This is a genomic window from Micromonospora sp. D93 (assembly GCF_018070365.1).
In the GTDB taxonomy this organism is placed as follows: Bacteria; Actinomycetota; Actinomycetes; order Mycobacteriales; family Micromonosporaceae; genus Micromonospora; species Micromonospora ureilytica.
In genome coordinates, this window is the sequence record NZ_JAGPXW010000026.1 from 70,276 (window position 1) to 89,907 (window position 19,632).

A 19,632-nucleotide genomic window follows, 5' to 3' on the forward strand; every position below is an offset into this window, starting at 1 on the left:
GATGTTCACCGGCATTATCGAGGAATTGGGCGAGATCGTCCGGGTCGCGCCGACGGCGGGAGATTCCGCGCTGCTCGGCGTACGCGGCCCGCTCGTCACGTCCGACGCCCGGCACGGCGACTCGATCGCCGTCAACGGTGTCTGCCTGACCGTCGTGGAGGTGGCCGACGGGGTCTTCACCGCCGACGTGATGGGGGAGACGCTGCGCCGCTCCGCGCTGGGCGCCCTGCGCCCCGGCGACCCGGTCAACCTGGAACGGGCCGCCGCGCTCGGCAGTCGCCTCGGCGGGCACCTGGTGCAGGGCCACGTCGACGGCGTCGGTGAACTGATCTCCCGGGAGCCGGCCGAGCAGTGGGAGACCGTCCGGTTCCGACTGCCCGCCGCCCTGTCCCGGTACGTGGTGGAGAAGGGCTCGATCACCATCGACGGCGTCTCGTTGACAGTGGCCGCCGTCGGCGCGGACGAGTTCGCCGTCGGGCTGATCCCGACCACGCTCAAGCTGACCACGCTCGGCGCGAAGGGCGTCGGCGACCCGGTCAACCTGGAGGTCGACGTGTTGGCCAAGTACGTCGAGCGGCTGCTCGGCGACCGGGTCACCGACGCCGACGCTCGCGGGGTGGCCTCGACACCGGGCGGGGTGGCCTGATGGGTCCGCTCAGCTGGCTGCTGGACGCCCAGGTGCAGGTCGCCGGCTCGCCGGTGCTGGCCCGGGAGATCGTCGGCAACACGTTCGGGCTGGTCTCGGCGCTGCTCGGGCTGCGCCGGCTGGTCTGGGCGTGGCCGGTCGGCATGATCGGTAACGCGCTGCTCCTCACCGTCTTCCTCGGCGGGGTGTTCGCCACCCCGCAGGAGCACGACCTGTACGGGCAGGCCGGCCGACAGGTGTTCTTCTTCGCGGTCAGCGTCTACGGCTGGTGGCGCTGGCAGCGCAACCGTCGCGGCGACGCCGGGCAGGCGGCGGTCGTCCCGCGCTGGGCCACCGGACGGGAACGACTGCTGCTGCTGGTGGCCGCCGTGATCGGCACCGCCGCGGCGTACCCGCTGCTCAAGGCCCTGGGCTCGTGGGGCCCGCTGCCCGACGCCTGGATCCTCACCGGCAGCCTGCTGGCCACCTACGGCATGGCCCGCGGCTGGGTGGAGTTCTGGCTGCTCTGGATCGCTGTGGACGCGGTCGGCGTGCCGCTGCTGCTGCGCGGCGGGTTCTACCCGTCGGCCGTCATGTACCTGATCTACGGCGCCCTCTGCGTCTGGGGCTTCGCCGCCTGGTGGCGCACCTCGCGCGCGACGGCCACCGTCCGTACGCCCACCTACACGGAGGCCCTGGCGTGACCGGTTTTGGGGATATCGAGCAGGCGATCGCGGAGATCGCGGCCGGCCGGCCGGTCGTCGTGGTCGACGACGCGGACCGGGAGAACGAGGGCGATCTGATCTTCGCGGCCGAGTTGGCCACGCCGGAGCTGATGGCGTTCATGGTGCGCCACACCTCCGGGTACGTCTGCGTGGCGCTGACCGAGAGCGAGGCCGACCGGCTCGACCTGCCGCCGATGCACCACACCAACCAGGACCGGCGTGGCACCGCGTACACGGTGACAGTGGACGCCCGGGAGGGGGTCGGCACCGGCATCTCGGCGGCCGACCGCGCGCACACCAGCCGGCTGCTCGCCGACGCGGCGACCGACCCGACCGACCTGTCCCGGCCCGGGCACGTGGTGCCGCTGCGCGCTCGCGAGGGCGGGGTGCTGCGTCGCCCGGGGCACACCGAGGCGGGTATCGACCTGACCCGACTGGCCGGGCTGCGTCCGGCGGGCGTGCTCTGCGAGCTGGTCAACGACGACGGCACCATGATGCGCCTACCGGACCTGGAGAAGTTCTCCGCCGAGCACGGCCTCACGCTGATCACCATCGCCGACCTGATCGCCTACCGGCGGCGTACCGAGAAGCAGGTCGAGCTGGTCGCCGACGCCCGGATGCCGACGCGCCACGGGGTGTTCCGGGCGCTCGGCTACCGGGCCGAGCACGACCCCGCCGAGCACGTCGCGATGGTGCTGGGTGACCTCGGTGACGGCCAGGACGTGCTCGTCCGGGTGCACTCCGAGTGCCTGACCGGGGACGTGTTCGGCTCGCTGCGCTGCGACTGTGGGCCGCAGTTGGACGCCGCGCTGGCTCGGGTCGGGCAGGAGGGCCGGGGCGTGGTGCTCTACGTCCGGGGGCACGAGGGGCGTGGCATCGGGCTGCTGCACAAGCTGCAGGCGTACCAGTTGCAGGACTCCGGCCGCGACACCGTCGACGCCAACCTCGACCTGGGCCTGCCGGCCGACGCCCGCGACTACGGCACCGGCGCGCAGATCCTCTACGACCTGGGCGTGCGCTCGATGCGGCTGCTGACCAACAACCCGGCCAAGCGGGCCGGGCTGGAGGGGTACGGGTTGACCATCACCGGCCGCGAGGGGCTACCGGTCGGCGCGCACCCGGAGAACATGCGCTACCTGCGCACCAAGCGGGACCGGATGGGTCACCTGCTGGACCAGTTGGACGAGGTGTCCGAGGCGCCGCTGGGGCGTCCGGTCGCCAACGACGAGATCGGAGCATGACGATGGCGGGTTTCGGTGAGCCGGGAGTCGAGGCGGTCGACGCCGCGGGTCTGACCGTCGGGGTCGTTGCCGCCCGCTGGCACGGCGAGCTGACCGACCACATGCTGGAGCGTGCGATTGCCGCCGCCGAGGCGTGCGGCGCCCGTTCCGTGGTGGCCCGGGTCGCCGGTTCGGTCGAGCTGCCGGTGGTGGCACAGGCCCTCGCCCGCCGCTGCGACGTCGTGGTCGCCCTCGGCGTGGTGATCCGCGGGGCCACCGCCCACTTCGACTACGTCTGCCGCTCGGTCACCGACGGGCTGACCCGGGTGGCGCTGGACGAGGGCAAGCCGGTGGCGCACGGGGTGTTGACAGTGGAGACCATCGAGCAGGCCCGCGACCGCGCCGGTCTGCCCGGGTCCGCGGAGGACAAGGGCTGGGCCGCCACCGTCGCGGCGCTCGACGCGGCACTGGCCGTGCGGACCGTGGCGGCGGGCAACGCCCAGCGGGTCGGCTTCAGCGGCTGACGCCCCTACCGCCTCTCGCTCACAGCCGACCGGCCTCGATGATCCGGCGCAGGAACTGCCGGGTACGGGGCTGCGTCGGCTCGCCGAGCACCTGCTCGGGCGGGCCGCTCTCGACGACCCGCCCGGCGTCGAGGAAACACACCTCGTCGGCGACCTCCCGGGCGAAACCCATCTCGTGAGTGGCCAGCACCATGGTCATGCCGTCGGCCTTCAGGTCCCGGATCATCGTCAGCACCTCGCCGACGAGTTCCGGGTCCAGCGCGGAGGTGACCTCGTCGAGCAGCATCAGTCGAGGTGAGTTGGCCAGCGCCCGGACGATCGCCACCCGCTGCTGCTGCCCGCCGGAGAGCCGGTCCGGGTAGGCGTCCGCCTTGGCGCCGAGCCCCACCCGGTCGAGCAGTTCCCGGGCCTGCGCCTCGGCCTCCGCCCGGGCCCGCCGGTGTACGCGGCGCGGCGCGAGGGTGATGTTGTCCAACACGCTCAGGTGCGGAAAGAGGTTGTACGCCTGGAACACCATGCCGATCCGCCGCCGGACCTGGTCGGGGTCCACCCGGGGATCGGAGATGTCCTCCCCGTCCAACTCGATGGTGCCGTCGTCGAGTTCGTCCAGCAGGTTGACGCAGCGCAGCAGTGTCGACTTGCCGGACCCGGACGCGCCGATCACTGCCACCACCTGGTGCTCGGCGACGGTCAGGTCGAGCTGGTCGAGCACGACGTGCCCGCCGAACTCCTTGCGCAGGCCCCGACACCGCAACAACGCCATGGGTCAGCCCCCCGACTGTCGGCGGGCCGCGCGTAGCGTCACCCAGTCCGTGACCGCGATCAACGGGATCGCGAGCAGCACGAAGAGCACCCCGGCCACGACGTACGGCGTGTAGTTGAACGTCTGGGCGGTGGCGATCTGGGCGGCGCGGACCGCGTCGATCGGCCCGGCGAGCGACACCAGACCCACGTCCTTCTGCAACGCCACCACGTCGTTGAGCAGCGGTGGCGCCACCCGACGGACGGCCTGCGGCAGGACCACGTGCCGCATCGTCTGCCGGTAGGTCAGGCCCAACGAGCGGGCGGCGGCGAGCTGACTGGAGTGCACCGACTCGATGCCGGCCCGGAACACCTCGGCGAGGTAGCCGCCGTAGGTGAGGACCAACGCGATCCCACCCAGCACCAGCACCGGCGGCATGCCCTGCAACCGCAGCCCCGGCACGCCGAGGGTGAGCAGGTACAGCACGATGATCAGCGGTAGGCCGCGGAACGTGTAGGTGTAGCCGGCGGCCAGCGCGCGGACCGGGAAGAAGACCGGCCCGCGCAGCGTCCGCAGCACGGCGATCACCAAGCCGACCAGCAGCGCGCCGACCGCACAACACACCAGCAGCCGTACGTTGAGCCAGAGCCCGCTCAGCACCGTCGGCAGTGCGTCGCGGGCGATCTCCGGATCCAGGAACGACCGCTGGACCCGGTCCCAGCCCGGCGCCCCGGTCACCGCGATCACCAGCAGCGTGCCGAGCGCCGCCGTCGAGAACGCCGCGACGAGCACGCTGTGGACGGTCTGCCGCCGCCGGTACGCCGACCGCCGCAGCTGTGCCTCCGAGGGCACATGATCCAGAAGAGTCACCGCAGCTCGGCCGCCCCCGCCACCTGCGCGAGCCACTTCTGTTCCAGCTCCTTCAGCGTGCCCGCCTCGGTGAGCTGACCGACCGCCCCGCTCACGCAGGACGTCAGCGGCGAGTTCTTGTCCAGCAGCAACCCGAACGCCTCGGGCGTACCAACCTGCGGCACCTGCCCGACGATCGTCGCGTCGGTGATCTCCGCGCCGGTGATGTAGAAGGCGGTCGGCAGGTCCACCACGAGACCGTCCAACTGCCCGTTCTGCAGGGCCTTCTTGGCGTCGTCGTTGCTGTTGTAGACCTGCGGCTTGGCCGCCGGCTTGATCACGTCGGTGATCGCCTGGTAGCTGGTGGTGCCGACCTGCGCGCCGAGCCGAGCGTCCCGCAGCTCGGCCAGCGACTTCCGGCCGGCGATCTTCGAGGACTTCAACGCGATGACTGTCTGCCGCACCAGGTAGTACGGCGCGGAGAAGTCGACCGCCTGCTTGCGCTCCTCGGTGATGGAGAACTGGTTGATGTCGAAGTCGAAGTCCTTCGGCCCCGGCGCGATCGCGGTGTCGAACTTGACCCGGGTCCAGGCCACGTCCGCGCGGGCGTAGCCGAGCTTCTCGGCCACCGCGTACGCCACGGCGGATTCGAAGCCCTCGCCGCTGTCCGGCTTGTCCTTGGCGAACCACGGCTCGTACGCGGGCTGGTCGGTGGCGATGGTCAGCTTGCCCGGCGTACGTGTGGGCAGGCTGTCCCTGTCGCAGGACGGCGCCGCTGTGACATTGGGGGTGGGTTTCTCGTCCTGCGGCGCGCATCCGGCGGTGGCTACGACGACGGCGCCGGCGAGGGTGAGCGCGAGGAGACGTGAGCTGCTGGCCATGGCGGACAGCGTAGAGCTCCATGGGCATCGATCGACAATTGTCCCACCATCTTGGTAGGGAATTGTCCGCTTGCTGGATTCCGGCGGACCCGGACGCGGGGCGCCGCTCGGGTGGCTGGAAGAATTGCTCCCCGTGAAGACGTTCGAGGAGTTGTTCGCCGAGCTGCAGGCCAAGGCCGCCGCCGGCACCCCGGGCTCGGGCACCGTCGCCGCGCTGGACAAGGGCGTGCACTTCATCGGCAAGAAGGTCGTCGAGGAGGCGGCCGAGTCGTGGATGGCCGCCGAGCACGAGGGGCCGGAGCGCACCGCCGAGGAGATCTCCCAACTGCTCTACCAGGTCCAGGTGCTGATGCTCGCCAGTGGCCTCGAGCTCAAGGACGTCTACCGACATCTGTGAGTGCCCCCAACCCCGTTGATCGCCATCCGGATCGAAGGAGCACTCCGTCATGCTGCGTGTCGCCATTCCCAACAAGGGCACCCTGGCCGAACCGGCCGCCCAGATGCTGCGCGAGGCGGGCTACCGCCAGCGCACCGACCCCAAGGACCTCGTCTGCCGGGACGAGGCCAACGACGTCGAATTCTTCTACCTGCGCCCGAAGGACATCGCCACCTACGTCGGCTCCGGTGACCTCGACCTGGGGATCACCGGCCGGGACCTGCTGATCGACTCGGCCGCGCCGGCCGAGGAGGTCGTCGACCTCGCCTTCGGCCGGGCCACCTTCCGCTTCGCCGCCCGCCCCGACGACATCGCCTCCGTTCAGGAGCTCGGCGGTCACAGGATCGCCACCGCGTACCCGGGGCTGGTCGAGCGGCACCTCGGCGAGGTGGGGGTCAAGGCCGACGTGATCCGCCTCGACGGCGCCGTGGAGAACGCCGTACGCCTCGGCGTCGCCGACGTGATCGCGGACGTGGTGGAGACCGGCGCGACCCTGCGCCAGGCGGGCCTGGTGGTCTTCGGCGAGCCGCTGCTGCGCTCGTCGGCGGTGCTGGTCCGGCGCGCCGGCGCGCCCGCACAACCACAGGCCGAGCAGTTGCTGCGCCGCCTGCACGGCGTGCTGGTGGCCCGCCGCTACGTGATGCTCGCCTACGACGTGCCGGCCGGTCTGCTGGACCGGGCCAGCGGGCTCACCCCGGGCATCGAGTCGCCCACCGTGTCGCCGCTGCACCGCGAGGGCTGGGTGGCGGTGCAGGCGATGGTGCTCCGCGACGACGTGCACCGCATCATGGACGAGCTGTACGAGCTGGGCGCCCGCGCCATCCTCGTCACCAACATCCACGCCTGTCGCCTCTGACCGTCCCCGTCCCGAACACCGGCTGGACCGGGGTGTCCGCGCGCGCCCGTTCCAGTGCTACCTCGTCGATCATGGAGTTGTGGTGGGCGGCAAAGCGCCCGAAGGGCCCCAAACCGGGCACCACAACTCCATGATCGCCAAGCCCGACCTGACCCTCCTCCGCGATCTTGCACTTTCTGCACCGACACACGGCGCATATCACCCCGTTCCGACAACCGAAACCGCAAGATCGGCGACCCTTCCGCTCGCCAGGGCCACAGGACTCGCGGTTCGGGGGTGGTGGCTCGGCGGGTGGTGCGTTTGATGGGGGAGTGTGGGTGGCAGACTGGTGGGGTGAGTGAAACCGAGCTGGTCCGCCTGAAGCCCCGCCGCATTCGCGTGGTCTGCTGGTCGGCGGCGGTTGCCCTGGTGCTGGTGTTCGGTCTGGTCGCCACGTCGCTGAGTGGCCCGACCGGCGATGGTTACGGCAGCTTCCAGCGCGGCGACCAGATCGCCATGATCGGCCTGGGCGTCTTCGGGGCGCTGGGGTTCCTGCTGTTCACCCGCCCCCGGGTGGAGGCGGACGCGCGAAGCATCCGGGTGCGTAACGTCATCAGCTCCTACGAGCTGCCCTGGGAGGTTGTCCGGGGCGTGCGCTTCGACCGGGGCGCGCCGTGGGCCAGCCTGGAGCTGCACGACGACGACCTGCTGCCGATGGTCGCGTTGCAGGCCGCCGACAAGGAGTTGGCCGTCGACGGGGTCCGCGCGCTGCGCCGGCTGCACGAGGCCCACCAGGCCCGTCTCGCCGAACGCGCCGTCGGCCGCTGACCCAGCGAAACCGCCCACCGCCCACCGCCCACCGCCGACCCCGCGTCGCCGCCCGCCCGGCCGGGCGCACCCACGCCAAGATCTGGACAACGTCCCCGAAACTGCTGCCTCCCGAAATCCTGAGGCAGCAGTTTCGGGGAAAGTGCGCGGATCTCAGCAGGCGGCGCCGCGCGGCACCGCGGCGCGGCACCGCGGCGGGGCGCGGCGCGCCGGTGTGAGCGCAGGTCGTGCCCGGTTTGGGGGTGGCCGGGGCGCCGGTGTAGTGTTATCGAGTCGACCAGGCTGTCTCCGCGTGCGAGCAGACAGCCTTGAAAGCGGGGCGCCTGCTCCCACCCGAGTCACCGCTACGGTGGCCGGGTCCGGTCACCGGTTCCGGGCATGTCCCGGTCCCGGATGCGCGATCCTTGTGATCGTGCTGACCGGTCGAGCGGGCCCTGGCATGCGCCAGGGCCTTCTGCTTTTCGGGTCGGTTCCCTCCTGGGAGCCGCAGCGGTCGGCGAGAGAGCAGAAACGACTCGAGGAGGCCCCATCAGCGTCGAACCACGCGTGAACGAGCAGATCCGGGCACGTGAGGTCCGACTGGTCGGCCCAGAGGGTGAGCAGGTGGGCATCGTCCCGCTGGAGCGCGCTCTTCAGCTGGCCGCGGACGTCGATCTGGACCTGGTCGAGGTTGCGCCGATGGCGCGCCCGCCGGTGTGCAAGCTCATGGACTTCGGCAAGTTCAAGTACGAGAGCGCACTCAAGGCGCGCGAAGCGCGGCGTAATCAGCAGCAGACCGTCATCAAGGAAATGAAGCTTCGGCCGAAGATCGACCCGCACGACTACGAGACCAAGAAGGGTCACGTGGTGCGGTTCCTCAAGGCGGGCGACAAGGTCAAGGTGACGATCATGTTCCGCGGTCGCGAGCAGAGCCGCCCGGAGCTGGGTTACCGGCTCCTGCGCCGGCTCGAGTCCGAGATCACGGAACTGGGATACGTCGAGGCCGCTCCGAAGCAGGACGGTCGAAACATGATCATGGTTCTCGCCCCGCATCGGGCCGTCAAGGCCTCCGCGGTCGCCGCCACGGCGTCTCGCGGCGGACCTCGGGACCGGGCAGGGGACGAGTCCGCCGCTCCGGAAGCCGATGAGACCGCGGCGGTCAGCGAGACCGCAGCAGCCGGTGACACCGGCCTCGCCGCCGACACCAGCGGCGAGTAACAGGGGAGAAGACGTTCCACATGCCGAAGATGAAGAGCCACACGGGTATGGGTAAGCGGGTCAAGGTGACCGGCAAGGGCAAGATCGTTGCCCAGCAGGCCGGCCTCCGCCACAACCTGGAGAAGAAGCCCTCCACCCAGACCCGCCGGCTGACCGGCACGGTCGTGCTGGCCAAGGCCGACGTCAAGCGCATCAAGAAGCTGCTCGGCCGCTGACGCGCGCCACCTTTACGTAATTAGGAGTTGAGATGGCACGCGTCAAGCGGGCTGTAAACGCCCAGAAGAAGCGTCGTACCCTGCTGGAGTCCGCGAGTGGTTACCGCGGTCAGCGCTCCCGCCTGTACCGCAAGGCCAAGGAGCAGGTGCTGCACTCGATGCAGTACGCCTACCGGGACCGTCGCGACCGCAAGGGCGACTTCCGGCAGCTGTGGATTCAGCGGATCAACGCGGGCGCCCGGGCCAACGGGATGACCTACAACCGTCTGATCCAGGGCCTGCGTCTGGCCGGCATCGAGGTCGACCGCAAGATCCTGGCCGACATGGCTGTCAACGACGCCGCCTCTTTCGCGGCGATCGTCGAGCTGGCCCGGGCCGCGGTCACGGCCGAGGGCACCGGCGGCGCGGCGGCTCAGGCCGCCTGATCCCCACGCACCAGAGCGAGGCGTCTCCCGTGTCGGCATCGCCGTCCGGGGGGCGCCTCAATCGTGCCGGAGGAGCGCACATCATGGCTTTCACCCCGCGTACCCCCAGGGTTGTCGCCGCCCGTCGTCTGCAACGCCGCCGGGACCGCGACGCCACCGGCCGCTTCCTGGCCGAGGGCCCGCAGGCGGTCCGCGAGGCCCTCGCGCGGCCGGGCGTGGTCACCGAACTGTTTGGTACGACCACCGCGCTCGACAGGTATCCGGAGTTGGCCGCCACGGCGGCCCGCGCCGACGTGCCGGTTTCCGAGGTGACCGACGACGCCATCGCGGCGCTGGCCGAGACCGTCGCACCGCAGGGGCTGGTGGCGGTCTGCCGGCACCTGGACGTCTCGTTGGAGCAGGCCCTCGCGGGCGCGCCCCGGCTGGTGGCGGTGCTCGCCGAGATCCGCGACCCGGGCAACGCCGGCACGGTGTTGCGCACCGCCGACGCGGCCGGTGCGGGTGCGGTGGTCTTCGCCGGAGACGCCGTCGACCCGTACAACGGCAAGTGTGTGCGGGCCTCGGCCGGCAGCCTCTTCCACGTCGACGTGGTCCGCGCCACCGACCCGGTCGCTGTGGTCGACGCGCTGCGCGCCGCCGGGCTGTCGATCTTCGCCACCACGGGGTACGGCGACAGCGACCTGGACGACATGACCGACTACGGTCGGCTCGTCGCGCCCACCGCGTGGTTGTTCGGCTCCGAGGCGCACGGCCTGCCCGAGGAGTTGAGCGCCGCCGCCGACGCCCGGGTACGGGTGCCGTTGTACGGGCGCGCGGAGAGCCTCAACCTGGCTGCCGCCGCGGCGGTCTGCCTGTACGCTTCAGCGAGAGCGCAGCGCTGAGGGTGATTGCCTCCGGCGCGACTGACAGCAGGGGGAGAGCGTCCGTCCATGAACGCGACACGGCGTTCGTTTAGCCAGCCCGCCGGTGTCGGCGGGCGGCGGGCCTGACCTGCTCCCTGCGCAACTCCTACCGGCGGGCTGCGGCACAGCCGCGCGTCCGTAGACTCGCCTAGCCGCCCCGCTGAGGGCTGGCGCCGCCGTGAGGGAGTGCCCGTACGCCATGAGCTACCGCAACGATCCGTATGACCCGAAGCAGGTCGCCCTGCTCGACCCCGCCGCCCTGGACGAGGCCGTCGCGGACGCCACGAAGGCGTTCACAGCGGCGACCGACCCGGATGCGCTGACCGCCCTGCGCTCGGTGCACCTGGGTGACCGGTCACCGGTCTCGCTGGCCCGCCGGGAGATCGGCGCGTTGCCGCCGGCGGCGAAGTCCGAGGCCGGCAAGCGGGTCAACGAGGCCCGCCGGGCGATCGAGACCGCGTACGCCGACCGCGCCGAGGTGGTGCAGCGCGAGCAGGCCCAGCGGGTGCTGGTCGAGGAACGGGTGGATGTCACACTGCCCTACGACAGGCGTCCGCGTGGCGCCCGGCACCCGTTGAGCACCCTGATGGAGTCGATCAGCGATCTCTTCGTCGGGATGGGCTACGAGGTGGCCGAGGGGCCCGAGGTCGACCTGGAGTGGGTCAACTTCGACGCGTTGAACATCCCCGCCGACCACCCGGCGCGCGGTTTGATGGACACCTTCCACATCGCACCCGAGGGTTCGGGTCTTGTTTTACGAACGCACACGTCGACGGTGCAGACCCGCACCATGCTCAGCCGCAAACCGCCGATCTACGTGATCGTGCCGGGCCGCGTCTACCGCACCGACGAGATCGACGCCACCCACAGCCCGGTGTTCCACCAGGCCGAGGGTCTGGTGGTCGACAAGGGCATCACGATGGCGCACCTGCGGGGCACGCTTGACCACTTCGCCCGGGCGATGTTCGGCCCGGAGGCGAAGACCAGGTGGCGGCCGCACTACTTCCCGTTCACCGAGCCGTCGGCGGAGTTCGACGTGTGGTTCCCGGAGCACCGGGACGGCCCGCAGTGGGTCGAGTGGGGTGGCTGCGGCATGGTCAACCCGCGGGTGCTGCGCGCCTGCGGCGTCGACCCGGAGGTCTACTCCGGATTCGCCTTCGGCATGGGCATCGACCGGACCCTGATGGTCCGGCACGGGGTCAGCGACATCCGCCATCTCTTCGAGGGCGACGTGCGGTTCAGCCGCGCGCTCGGGACCGGGGCGTAGGCGATGCGGGTACGAGACACGGGAACGGTGGTCTGAAGTCATGCGAGTTTCTGTCAGTTGGCTGCGGGAGTACGTCGACCTGCCCGCCGACCTGCCCACCGGTGACCTGGAGCAGGCCCTGGTCAACCTCGGCATCGAGGTCGAGTCCGTGGTGGACCTGGCCGAGACCGTCACTGGCCAGTTGGTCGTCGGTGAGGTTCGTGAGATCGAGGAGCTCACCGGCTTCAAGAAGCCGATCCGGTTCTGCCGGGTCGACGTGGGTGCCGCCAACGGCACCGGCGAGCCGCAGGAGATCGTCTGTGGGGCGCGTAACTTCGCCCAGGGCGACCGGGTGGTGGTGATCCTGCCCGGTGGCGTGCTGCCCGGCGGCTTCGCCATCGGTGCCCGCAAGACGTACGGGCACAACTCGGCGGGCATGATCTGCTCGGCCAAGGAGCTGGGCCTGGGTGACGACCACTCCGGCATCATCGTGCTGGGGCCGGACGTGACGGCCAAGCCGGGTGACGACGCGCGTCCGGTGGTCGGCCTCGACGACGTCGCGCTCGACCTGGAGATCACCCCCGACCGGGGGTACGCGCTGAGCCTGCGCGGCCTGGCCCGGGAGCTGTCGCACGCGTTCGACGTGCCGCTGCGCGACCCGGCCCTGGCGCCGGCCCCGGGCGGCACCGAGACGCCGGCGTACCCGGTGGAGGTCCTCGACACGGTCGGCTGCGACAGGTTCACGGCCCGTCTGGTGCGCGGGGTCGACCCGAACGCGCCCACGCCGTCCTGGATGGCCCAGCGGCTCGTCACCGCCGGCATCCGCAGCATCTCGCTGCCCGTCGACATCACCAACTACGTGATGGTGGAGCTGGGCCAGCCGATGCACGCCTTCGACGCCGACCGGATCGTCGGGCCGCTGGTGGTCCGTCGCGCCGAGGCAGGGGAGAAGCTGACCACCCTCGACGGCGTCAACCGGGTGCTCACCGCCGACGACATGGTCATCTGCGACGACACTGGTCCGATCTCCCTCGCCGCCGTGATGGGCGGCGAGACCAGTGAGGTCGTCGCCTCCACCACCACAGTGCTCTTCGAGGCGGCACACTGGGACCCGGCGATGGTCGGGCGCACCGCCCGCCGGCACAAGCTGTTCAGCGAGGCCGCGAAGCGCTGGGAGCGGGGCGTCGACCCGGCCGTGGCGCTTGTCGCGCTGGAGCGTGCCGTGCGGCTGCTCACCGAGCACGGCGGGGGCACGCCGAGCGCGGAGATCCTGGACATCGACCACGTTCGGCCGCGTACCCCGATCAGTCTTCCGGCGGACCTGCCGACCCGGCGGGTCGGCGTGGAGTACCCGCCGGCGCGGGTGGTCGCCCTGCTGGAGCGGGTCGGCTGCACCGTCGCGCAGGGCGCGGACCGGTTGTCCGAGGACCCGGGCGCGGTCGGCGTGGCCAGCGGCGCCGGTGCGGTGCTGAGCGTCACCCCGCCGACCTGGCGGCCCGACCTGACCGACCCGGCCGACCTGGTCGAGGAGGTGGTCCGCCTCGACGGGTACGACAAGGTGCCGTCGGTGCTGCCGACCGCGCCTCCGGGCAGCGGTCTGACCCCGCGGCAGCGCCGCCGCCGGGCCGTCGCCGGGTCGCTGGCCGAGCGGGGGTACGTGGAGGTGCTCGCGCACCCGTTCGTGTCGCCGGAGCTGGCCGACCAGCTCGGCCTGCCGGCCGACGATCCGCGTCGGCCCGCGGTGCGGCTGGCCAACCCCCTGTCCGACGAGGAGCCGCTGCTGCGCACCACACTGCTCGGCCCGCTGCTCGGCATCCTCAAGCGCAACCTCGGCCGGGGTCACCGCGACCTCGCCCTCTACGAGATCGGTGCGGTCTTCCACCCGCGCATCGGCGCCGGCAGCCCGCCGGCGATGGGCGTGGACCGGCGCCCCACCGACGCCGAGTTCGCGGCCGCCGACGCGGTGGTGCCGGCGCAGCCGGTGCACGTCGCGGTGGTGCTCTCCGGCGACCTGGACCCGGCCGGCTGGTGGGGGCCGGGTCGACCGGCCGGCTGGGCGGACGCGATCGAGGCGGCCCGTGACGTGCTGGCCGCCGCCGGGATCCCCGACGAGCGGGTCGAGGTGCGCGCCGCCGAGTACGCCCCGTGGCACCCGGGCCGCTGCGCCGAGCTGCGGGTCGACGACTCGGTCGTCGGACACGCCGGCGAACTGCACCCGGTGGCGGTAGCGGCGTTGGAGCTGCCCCGCCGCACCAGCGCGATGGAGCTGAACCTCGACGCGCTGCCGCCCACCCCGGTGACGCCAGCGCCGACGGTCTCCGGCTTCCCGCCGGCGCTGATCGACGTGGCCCTGGTGGTGGACGACTCGGTGCCGGCGGAGCAGGTGCGCCGCGCGCTGGAGGCGGGCGCCGGTGAGCTGCTGGAGGACGTGCGGCTGTTCGACGTGTACTCCGGCGCGCAGCTCGGTGACGGTCGCCGGTCGTTGGCGTACAAGCTCACCTTCCGCGCACCGGACCGGACGCTCACCGTCGAGGAGGCGGTCGCGGCACGGGACGCGGCGGTCGCCGTCGCGTCGGAACGCCTCGGCGCGACCCTGCGCGGCGCGTAACCGGACCGGCCCGTCCCTGCCCCGCGATTCCCTAATCCGCGGGTTCGGTGTTCGAGTCCCTGGCGGCGCACCAACGATCAAGGGCCCTGGCCTGGTGGTTCACACCGGGTTCGGGGCCTTTTTCGTGTACGTCGATGGTGAGTGGTCGCTCGGCGGGTGCTCGGAAGCCGTTGGACCGGCCACGCTCGTTTGGACGCCGGCCGCGTCGGCGGATGGATGAACCGCCATACGCCGCGTCGTGTCGGGCGCGGTGAATCCAGGCGTCGAGCGTTGTCCGGTGCCTTGGTGGCGGACCAGTGCGGTGAACCTGCGGGCGAGGTCGGCGACGGTGTCGAGGTTGGGGCAGCGGTTGCGGGCGTCGGCGAGGTTGGTGGTGAACCAGTCTTTCAGTGCGCGCAGGCTGCCCTGTTGGCCGCAGGCGAGGATCTCGGTGTGCAGGTCGGCGGTGTGGTGGACGCCATCGGTAGTCACCCCTCGCGTCGCGAAGAGTGCGCTAAAGACATCAGATGCCAAGGTCCACGCCAACCCGTCCGAGCAGGGCACCTACACGGCCGCGATCGTGCCCATCGGCGCCGGCTACAGCCTGACGGGTTACTTCACTGTCCTCTTCGCCGAGAAAAGCAGTATCGTCCAGTACACCGAGACGTACGTCAGCGAGAACGCCGCCGGGAACTTCAACATCACCAGCTGCAGCGATGGCAAACTCATCAGCAGCCAGGACAGAGACATGCCCTACATGTCTGATGCTCAGTTGCAGAAGAACAGCTCGACGGATACGTCGCACGAAGCCCAAAGCACGAGGTCTTGCCTCGCAGTGCTTGGGATTGTGGCGTCATCGCGTGCATCGCTGCCTACACCACTATCGGCGGTGCTTCCATTGCAGCAATCGCAAGTTGCTTCACGTAAGGATTTGACATGCGCAATATGTCTAACCCGCTTCCCGCGGTGCTACTCATCGGAATGGCCTTGACGGCAGGCGCGTTCATCCTGTCCGTTCCCCCGCTGTTCCGTCCGCATGAGCAGCACCAAGTGTGGATCACAGGGACACTAGGCTGCCTATCCCTGTTCCTCGCGGTGGGTACGCTGTACCTGAGGCATTCATCAACGCGGCGCTAGCCGCTCGGGCGACGGTGCAGTAGCAGGGTGAGGCTGGGTTGGTTCCACACCTGAAGTTGTTGCAGTGGAACAAGACACCGAGCCCCGGTGTGAAGGTACTCTTGCCAAGATCATCTTCACACCGGGTTTCAACGTCCAGATGAGGGTCGCATGGCTCGGTGAATTAGACCCTGCTGTGCCATTCGTTCTGCCGGGTTGCGGTCGTGCGGCCGACGTCGGACGCGGCCTGACCGAAGACGCTGCCGTCCTGGCTCGTGTTTGGCTACGTCGATTTCTCATCGGACTTTGTCAGACGCCCTGATAACGCCACGAATCGAACGTATCTTCTCTCTAGGGGCGCGCTTGGTCTGTGGGTCGGTTGGGTGTGTCGCGCAGTGGTTCCGGTCGATGGGTGTAGCTCGGTCGGTAAGCAGGTATGCGTCTGACCTGACCGACGTCGAGTGGGAGATCGTCGAGCCTGGCTGCACACACCCCGCCGTTGACCGTGTTTCTGCGAACGGCGGGGGTCCTGGCGGTGCCGATGGACGCCCGCTGCCGGCGGCCGGTCAAGGCCCGTGGCCATCTTCCCAACGAGCTGGCCGTTCAGCGACCGCTTCCCAGCCGCTGACCTACTGAACAAGATCGCTAAACACCGTTAGCGAGGCTCTGTCTCGGCCTCCTGACGTCCTGTGGCGAAAGGTCGCTAGGCGCGCAGTATAGGAATGCTGTCGAGTTGATCTTGAAGAAGGTTTGATCTGATGATGCCGGACGGCCGTCCCCGGTCGGGTCTGCAAGCCACTACCTCGTTCGGCGTGATCGCGAAGTCGACGCTGAAGTCATGGTCCGTGTCGGGCAGCACATCCTCAAGTAGTTGGGTCTGGTGGATCGTGGTGGCGATGGCGGTCTCGGTGGTGACGAGTCCGGCCTCGGTGAGGAGGGCGATCTCCAGGTCGGAGTAGCCGGCGCCCTTACCGACCCGCACGCCGCTTTGGCGGCTGACAGCGACGCTGCCACAGACGATGAGGTCCACCGGACGCATTTCGGCGGGTCCCACGGTGGGAGCGACCTGCGGTGCACCGCTACTCGTAGCTGCGGTCTCGATTGGTGCGGTGAGGCTGGCGGGGTCGAGCAGATAGAAGGGCTTGGGTGTAGCGAGTTTCGGGACTGCCATGTAGAGCAGCTTGCCTTCCTGCAGGGCTCGTACCCGGACGGGAAGCTGTGCCCGGTCGGGATTGCATTTGATAACTCGGGCGTTCTTCCAGACGTCCAGTTCCGCGAGGCGGGTTGCGGCCTCTTCCTTGCCGACGAAGTCAGGGATGTGACCGTGCACGCCGGGTGGGACGGCACCTTGACGTTCGAGGAGGTCCCAAACGTGTTGCCGAACGGCGTGTTTGGCGCGGTCGATGTCGGTCACGTTGGTGCTCCTATGGGCTCATGAGTGTGAGGAGTCGGTCGTTCACGTCCTGGACCGAGGGCTCGTTGCGCCAGGGGCGTAGTTGTCGGGCGGCGGCGAAGGCGAGGTTGAGTCCACCGCCGGCACGGGTCCGCTCGATGACGTCGACGGCCTGATGCAGGTAGGACGTCGCGGCGTCGATGTCGTGTTGGAGGATGCTGGCGAGGGCGAGATTGCCGAGGATGACGGCCGTGGATTTGCGGCGTGCGGCGATCAGTTGTCGGGCGTTTTCTAGCGCTGGCACCGCTTGGTCTGGCCTGTTGAGGGAGAGCCAGCAGGAGCCCGCGAGCCTCGTGTAGTGGCTGGGGCAGAAGATGTCGGTGGCTGGATCTCGGGCGTCGATGGCGGCGAAGTGAGCCTCAGCGGTACCGAGAGCGTTGGAGCAGTCCCCGGCCTGACCGAGCATCGCGTGTGCCTCGGCCCGATGCAGTTGGGCGAGGCCGGCGATGACGTGACTGTCCCTGTTGCTGACGGCGGCTGCGCGGGTCGTCAGGACGAGGCCGGCGTGGGGCTGCTTGGTGCCGTAGAGGGCGAGGTAGCTCTTGCGGAGCAACGCGTTGGCCTCAGTGGCCGCGTCTCGCGTTTCCTGGGCTGCGCTGATCGCTTGGTCGAAGTAGGCGGGGCTGGCGACATGGTCGCGCCGCTGGGCGGCGTCCCAGGCGAGTTGACCCATCAACGTCGCGGACTCGGCGACTGCTGCCGCCAGTTCGCGCTGAACCGGCCCGTTGCTGGCGTGCTGGCGTGCTGGCGAAGGAAGATTGCCTGACCATGTAGTTGTCCGGCCTCGGCGAGCAGGAGCGTCGAGGGCGTCTGGTCGTAGTGCTCGTCGAGGCGCTGCACGCTTTCCCTCAGGTACGCCACAGCGATCAGGTCGGCGCGGCCGGGGTTGCGCAGCACGTAGCCGAGACGCTCGTCGGGCGGTGACGGTGCCTGGCCGACGTCGGCCAGAAGGTCGGCCAGTTCCTCGATCGACAGCTTGAGGGCCGCAGCGAGTCGCGGCCGGTGCCAGGGCTGCGGGTCAGTCTCCGCCCGTTCCCACCGCACGATGGTGGAGCGGTCGACGCCGAGGGCTTCGGCGAGGCGTTCCTGGCTCAGCCCGATCGTCTTACGGCGCTGGGCAAGCCGATGCCGACGCCTGTCCGCCACGTACCGCCTCCCTTCGCCTCCATCCGTCACGGTCCATTCATCCAGCTCACGCCATGTGACGCAATGGGGATGCGTCAGTTCTGCATCGTCGCCGCGCTGGGCACCAGCGACCGCCGGGACTTGTGTAGACGCATGGCCGGAACGGGTGAGAGCGGAAGCCGCTGTGCAAGGTGTGGCGACTGCGTGGGCTCCCGCCCGTTCCGCTGCCATTCCAAGCCCGACCTACCGAGTGGGGAAAGAAGTGAGCGCTCAGGAGCGAGAGCGGCCCCGAGAGCACACCGCGCTGCGCCCCGATCTGGCTCTGCCGTGCCTGCGGCCGACCCTGGGCCCTGTGGGCGGGCCAAGCTCGCTCTCGTCACCGAGTACGACGGCAACCCGGTCAGCCTGTTCCTCTACCTGGCCAGTCTGCTCCATGACGCCATCGACGACCTACACAAGCTCGACCCGACCACCACCGGGTGCGCCAGTGACATGTTCGATCGGTTCCTCGGCTGGCCCGCCCGACACACCCGGTCCTACCGGATGACTGAGATCGGCTCTCCGCAGCCCGATGAGCCAGAAGCATGAAAGGCTCTGGCTCATCGGGATGGAACTACATCATCATGCAGAGCATTGTATTAACTTGCAGTCCTGTGTCGTCCTTGTTAATCTTCGCTGCATAGTCATGCGGAGGTGAGTATGGGGATCCGAGTCGCGGTCGCCGGAGCGAGCGGGTACGCCGGGGGTGAGTTGCTGCGCCTGATCGCCGGGCACCCGGAGTTCGACCTGGTCGCCGCCACCGCGCACAGCCAGGCCGGGCATCGCGTCGACGTGGTGCACCCGCAGCTCACCGGGCTCGACCTGGTGCTCGGCAAGACCGATCCAACCACCCTGGCCGACGCCGACCTGGTCTTCCTGGCCCTGCCGCACGGCGAGTCGGCAGCCCTCGCGGCCCAGCTCCCGGCCGAGGTGCGGATCGTCGACCTGGGTGCCGACCACCGGCTGACCGACCCGTACGCCTGGGCGCAGTACTACGGCGGCACGCACGCCGGGCAGTGGACCTACGGCCTGCCCGAGCTGCCCGGCCAGCGGGAGCTGATCGCCGACTCCACCCGGGTGGCGAACACCGGCTGCTACGCCGCCGCGATCACCCTGGCGCTCGCGCCGCTGATCGCCGACGGCGCGGCCAGCCCCGCCGACGTGGTGGTGGTCGCCGCCTCCGGCACCTCCGGGGCCGGCCGGGCGGCCAAGCCGCACCTGTTGGCCAGCGAGGTGATGGGCGACCTGTCGCCGTACCGGGTGGGAACCCACCAGCACGTCCCGGAGATCAAGCAGGCCACCGGCGCGACCGGCCTGTCGTTCACCCCGGTCCTGGCGCCGATGCCGCGCGGGATCCTGGCCACGGTCACCGCGGTGCCGGCGCGCGGCGTCGACCCGCAGGACGTGCTGGCGCGGGCGTACGCGGACGTGCCGTTCGTGCATGTGCTGCCGGAGGGCCGCTGGCCGCACACCGCCGCCACCCTGGGCTCCAACTCGTGTCACCTACAGGCCACCGTCGACGTCGACTCGGGTCGTCTGATCGTGCTCAGCGCGTTGGACAACCTGGGCAAGGGCGCCGCCGGTCAGGCCCTACAGAACGCCAACCTGATGCTCGGCCTGCCGGAGACGACGGGCCTGTCGATCTGGGGGACCGCGCCGTGA

21 protein-coding genes and 1 pseudogene are annotated in these 19,632 nt (G+C 70.2%); 15 read left to right on the forward strand and 7 right to left on the reverse strand.

Annotated elements, in window-relative coordinates; translation table 11 throughout:
* Window position 1: 1 nt before the first annotated feature.
* Genes KBX71_RS25015 through ribH form a run of 4 tightly spaced genes read left to right on the forward strand, consistent with a single transcriptional unit; the run spans window position 2 to window position 3,094 of the window.
* Window positions 2-646, forward strand: coding sequence for a riboflavin synthase (locus KBX71_RS25015; protein WP_196927262.1), 645 nt, complete (start codon window positions 2-4; stop codon window positions 644-646).
* On the forward strand, window positions 646-1,329 hold the full coding sequence (gene pnuC, locus KBX71_RS25020) for a nicotinamide riboside transporter PnuC (protein WP_196927261.1): 684 nt from the start codon (window positions 646-648) through the stop codon (window positions 1,327-1,329). The genes KBX71_RS25015 and pnuC overlap by 1 nt, the downstream gene beginning before the upstream one ends.
* Window positions 1,326-2,591, forward strand: a complete 1,266-nt coding sequence (locus KBX71_RS25025; RefSeq protein WP_124821270.1) for a bifunctional 3,4-dihydroxy-2-butanone-4-phosphate synthase/GTP cyclohydrolase II — start codon at window positions 1,326-1,328, stop codon at window positions 2,589-2,591. Before pnuC ends, KBX71_RS25025 begins: the two co-directional genes overlap by 4 nt.
* A gap of 2 nt (window positions 2,592-2,593) precedes the next feature.
* Window positions 2,594-3,094, forward strand: coding sequence for a 6,7-dimethyl-8-ribityllumazine synthase (gene ribH / locus KBX71_RS25030; protein WP_210820356.1), 501 nt, complete (start codon window positions 2,594-2,596; stop codon window positions 3,092-3,094).
* A 19-nt stretch (window positions 3,095-3,113) separates the two neighbouring features.
* Here the strand turns inward: ribH and KBX71_RS25035 are convergent, their stop codons facing one another.
* Genes KBX71_RS25035 through KBX71_RS25045 form a run of 3 tightly spaced genes read right to left on the reverse strand, consistent with a single transcriptional unit; the run spans window position 3,114 to window position 5,566 of the window.
* Window positions 3,114-3,857 carry an amino acid ABC transporter ATP-binding protein gene (locus tag KBX71_RS25035; RefSeq protein ID WP_305798245.1) on the reverse strand — a complete coding sequence of 248 codons (744 nt, stop codon included), beginning with the start codon at window positions 3,855-3,857 and terminating at the stop codon, window positions 3,114-3,116.
* 3 nt (window positions 3,858-3,860) lie between these two features.
* Complete coding sequence (locus KBX71_RS25040; protein ID WP_210820325.1) at window positions 3,861-4,706, reverse strand: amino acid ABC transporter permease; 846 nt, start codon at window positions 4,704-4,706, stop codon at window positions 3,861-3,863.
* A complete protein-coding gene (locus KBX71_RS25045) occupies window positions 4,703-5,566 on the reverse strand; it encodes an ABC transporter substrate-binding protein (RefSeq protein ID WP_210820326.1) in 864 nt (287 codons plus the stop codon). Before KBX71_RS25045 ends, KBX71_RS25040 begins: the two co-directional genes overlap by 4 nt.
* Window positions 5,567-5,699: 133 nt before the next feature.
* On the opposite strand from KBX71_RS25045, the gene KBX71_RS25050 reads away from it, so the two are divergent.
* From KBX71_RS25050 to pheT, 9 genes are all read left to right on the forward strand, one after another.
* Window positions 5,700-5,963, forward strand: coding sequence for a phosphoribosyl-ATP diphosphatase (locus KBX71_RS25050; protein WP_030335709.1), 264 nt, complete (start codon window positions 5,700-5,702; stop codon window positions 5,961-5,963).
* A gap of 49 nt (window positions 5,964-6,012) precedes the next feature.
* The gene (gene hisG / locus KBX71_RS25055; RefSeq protein ID WP_030488425.1) at window positions 6,013-6,858 is read left to right on the forward strand and encodes an ATP phosphoribosyltransferase; all 846 of its coding nucleotides are present in this window, start codon (window positions 6,013-6,015) and stop codon (window positions 6,856-6,858) included.
* 333 nt (window positions 6,859-7,191) lie between these two features.
* Window positions 7,192-7,665, forward strand: a complete 474-nt coding sequence (locus KBX71_RS25060) for a PH domain-containing protein (protein WP_210820327.1) — start codon at window positions 7,192-7,194, stop codon at window positions 7,663-7,665.
* Window positions 7,666-8,211: 546 nt separating this feature from the next.
* Window positions 8,212-8,862, forward strand: a complete 651-nt coding sequence (infC, locus tag KBX71_RS25065) for a translation initiation factor IF-3 (RefSeq protein WP_124818759.1) — start codon at window positions 8,212-8,214, stop codon at window positions 8,860-8,862.
* A 20-nt stretch (window positions 8,863-8,882) separates the two neighbouring features.
* On the forward strand, window positions 8,883-9,077 hold the full coding sequence (gene rpmI, locus KBX71_RS25070; RefSeq protein WP_007458415.1) for a 50S ribosomal protein L35: 195 nt from the start codon (window positions 8,883-8,885) through the stop codon (window positions 9,075-9,077).
* Between the two features lie 32 nt (window positions 9,078-9,109).
* Complete coding sequence (gene rplT, locus KBX71_RS25075; RefSeq protein WP_030488429.1) at window positions 9,110-9,502, forward strand: 50S ribosomal protein L20; 393 nt, start codon at window positions 9,110-9,112, stop codon at window positions 9,500-9,502.
* An 83-nt stretch (window positions 9,503-9,585) separates the two neighbouring features.
* The gene (locus KBX71_RS25080; protein ID WP_247684078.1) at window positions 9,586-10,383 is read left to right on the forward strand and encodes an RNA methyltransferase; all 798 of its coding nucleotides are present in this window, start codon (window positions 9,586-9,588) and stop codon (window positions 10,381-10,383) included.
* Between the two features lie 220 nt (window positions 10,384-10,603).
* The gene (gene pheS / locus KBX71_RS25085; RefSeq protein WP_210820329.1) at window positions 10,604-11,671 is read left to right on the forward strand and encodes a phenylalanine--tRNA ligase subunit alpha; all 1,068 of its coding nucleotides are present in this window, start codon (window positions 10,604-10,606) and stop codon (window positions 11,669-11,671) included.
* Window positions 11,672-11,711: 40 nt separating this feature from the next.
* Window positions 11,712-14,258, forward strand: coding sequence for a phenylalanine--tRNA ligase subunit beta (gene pheT, locus KBX71_RS25090; protein ID WP_210820330.1), 2,547 nt, complete (start codon window positions 11,712-11,714; stop codon window positions 14,256-14,258).
* A gap of 99 nt (window positions 14,259-14,357) precedes the next feature.
* Here pheT and KBX71_RS33960 read toward each other — a convergent pair whose 3' ends face one another.
* The 4 genes from KBX71_RS33960 to KBX71_RS33970 form a co-directional block, all read right to left on the reverse strand.
* The gene (locus KBX71_RS33960) at window positions 14,358-14,729 is read right to left on the reverse strand and encodes a hypothetical protein (RefSeq protein WP_247684079.1); all 372 of its coding nucleotides are present in this window, start codon (window positions 14,727-14,729) and stop codon (window positions 14,358-14,360) included.
* Between the two features lie 1,327 nt (window positions 14,730-16,056).
* Window positions 16,057-16,767, reverse strand: coding sequence for a 5-formyltetrahydrofolate cyclo-ligase (locus tag KBX71_RS25100; RefSeq protein WP_210820331.1), 711 nt, complete (start codon window positions 16,765-16,767; stop codon window positions 16,057-16,059).
* A 10-nt stretch (window positions 16,768-16,777) separates the two neighbouring features.
* Window positions 16,778-17,479 (reverse strand): hypothetical protein, encoded by a 702-nt coding sequence (locus KBX71_RS33965; RefSeq protein ID WP_247684080.1) that lies wholly within the window; start codon window positions 17,477-17,479, stop codon window positions 16,778-16,780.
* Complete coding sequence (locus tag KBX71_RS33970) at window positions 17,479-17,952, reverse strand: helix-turn-helix transcriptional regulator (RefSeq protein WP_307847302.1); 474 nt, start codon at window positions 17,950-17,952, stop codon at window positions 17,479-17,481. Before KBX71_RS33970 ends, KBX71_RS33965 begins: the two co-directional genes overlap by 1 nt.
* A gap of 293 nt (window positions 17,953-18,245) precedes the next feature.
* Here KBX71_RS33970 and KBX71_RS25110 point away from each other — a divergent pair.
* A pseudogene (locus tag KBX71_RS25110) lies at window positions 18,246-18,519 on the forward strand (hypothetical protein).
* A gap of 111 nt (window positions 18,520-18,630) precedes the next feature.
* A complete protein-coding gene (gene argC / locus KBX71_RS25115) occupies window positions 18,631-19,632 on the forward strand; it encodes an N-acetyl-gamma-glutamyl-phosphate reductase (RefSeq protein ID WP_210820332.1) in 1,002 nt (333 codons plus the stop codon).

Excerpts from the sequence above, each read along its gene's own strand:
- argC (WP_210820332.1), top strand. The coding sequence starts at position 18,631 with ATGGGGATCCGAGTCGCGGTCGCCGGAGCGAGCGGGTACGCCGGGGGT.
- KBX71_RS33965 (WP_247684080.1), bottom strand. The coding sequence starts at position 17,479 with ATGGGTCAACTCGCCTGGGACGCCGCCCAGCGGCGCGACCATGTCGCC.
- rplT (WP_030488429.1), top strand. The coding sequence starts at position 9,110 with ATGGCACGCGTCAAGCGGGCTGTAAACGCCCAGAAGAAGCGTCGTACC.
- hisG (WP_030488425.1), top strand. The coding sequence starts at position 6,013 with ATGCTGCGTGTCGCCATTCCCAACAAGGGCACCCTGGCCGAACCGGCC.
- pheT (WP_210820330.1), top strand. The coding sequence starts at position 11,712 with ATGCGAGTTTCTGTCAGTTGGCTGCGGGAGTACGTCGACCTGCCCGCC.
- KBX71_RS25045 (WP_210820326.1), bottom strand. The coding sequence starts at position 5,566 with ATGGCCAGCAGCTCACGTCTCCTCGCGCTCACCCTCGCCGGCGCCGTC.
- KBX71_RS25035 (WP_305798245.1), bottom strand. The coding sequence starts at position 3,857 with ATGGCGTTGTTGCGGTGTCGGGGCCTGCGCAAGGAGTTCGGCGGGCAC.
- pnuC (WP_196927261.1), top strand. The coding sequence starts at position 646 with ATGGGTCCGCTCAGCTGGCTGCTGGACGCCCAGGTGCAGGTCGCCGGC.
- KBX71_RS25015 (WP_196927262.1), top strand. The coding sequence starts at position 2 with ATGTTCACCGGCATTATCGAGGAATTGGGCGAGATCGTCCGGGTCGCG.
- KBX71_RS25080 (WP_247684078.1), top strand. The coding sequence starts at position 9,586 with ATGGCTTTCACCCCGCGTACCCCCAGGGTTGTCGCCGCCCGTCGTCTG.
- ribH (WP_210820356.1), top strand. The coding sequence starts at position 2,594 with ATGGCGGGTTTCGGTGAGCCGGGAGTCGAGGCGGTCGACGCCGCGGGT.
- pheS (WP_210820329.1), top strand. The coding sequence starts at position 10,604 with ATGAGCTACCGCAACGATCCGTATGACCCGAAGCAGGTCGCCCTGCTC.
- rpmI (WP_007458415.1), top strand. The coding sequence starts at position 8,883 with ATGCCGAAGATGAAGAGCCACACGGGTATGGGTAAGCGGGTCAAGGTG.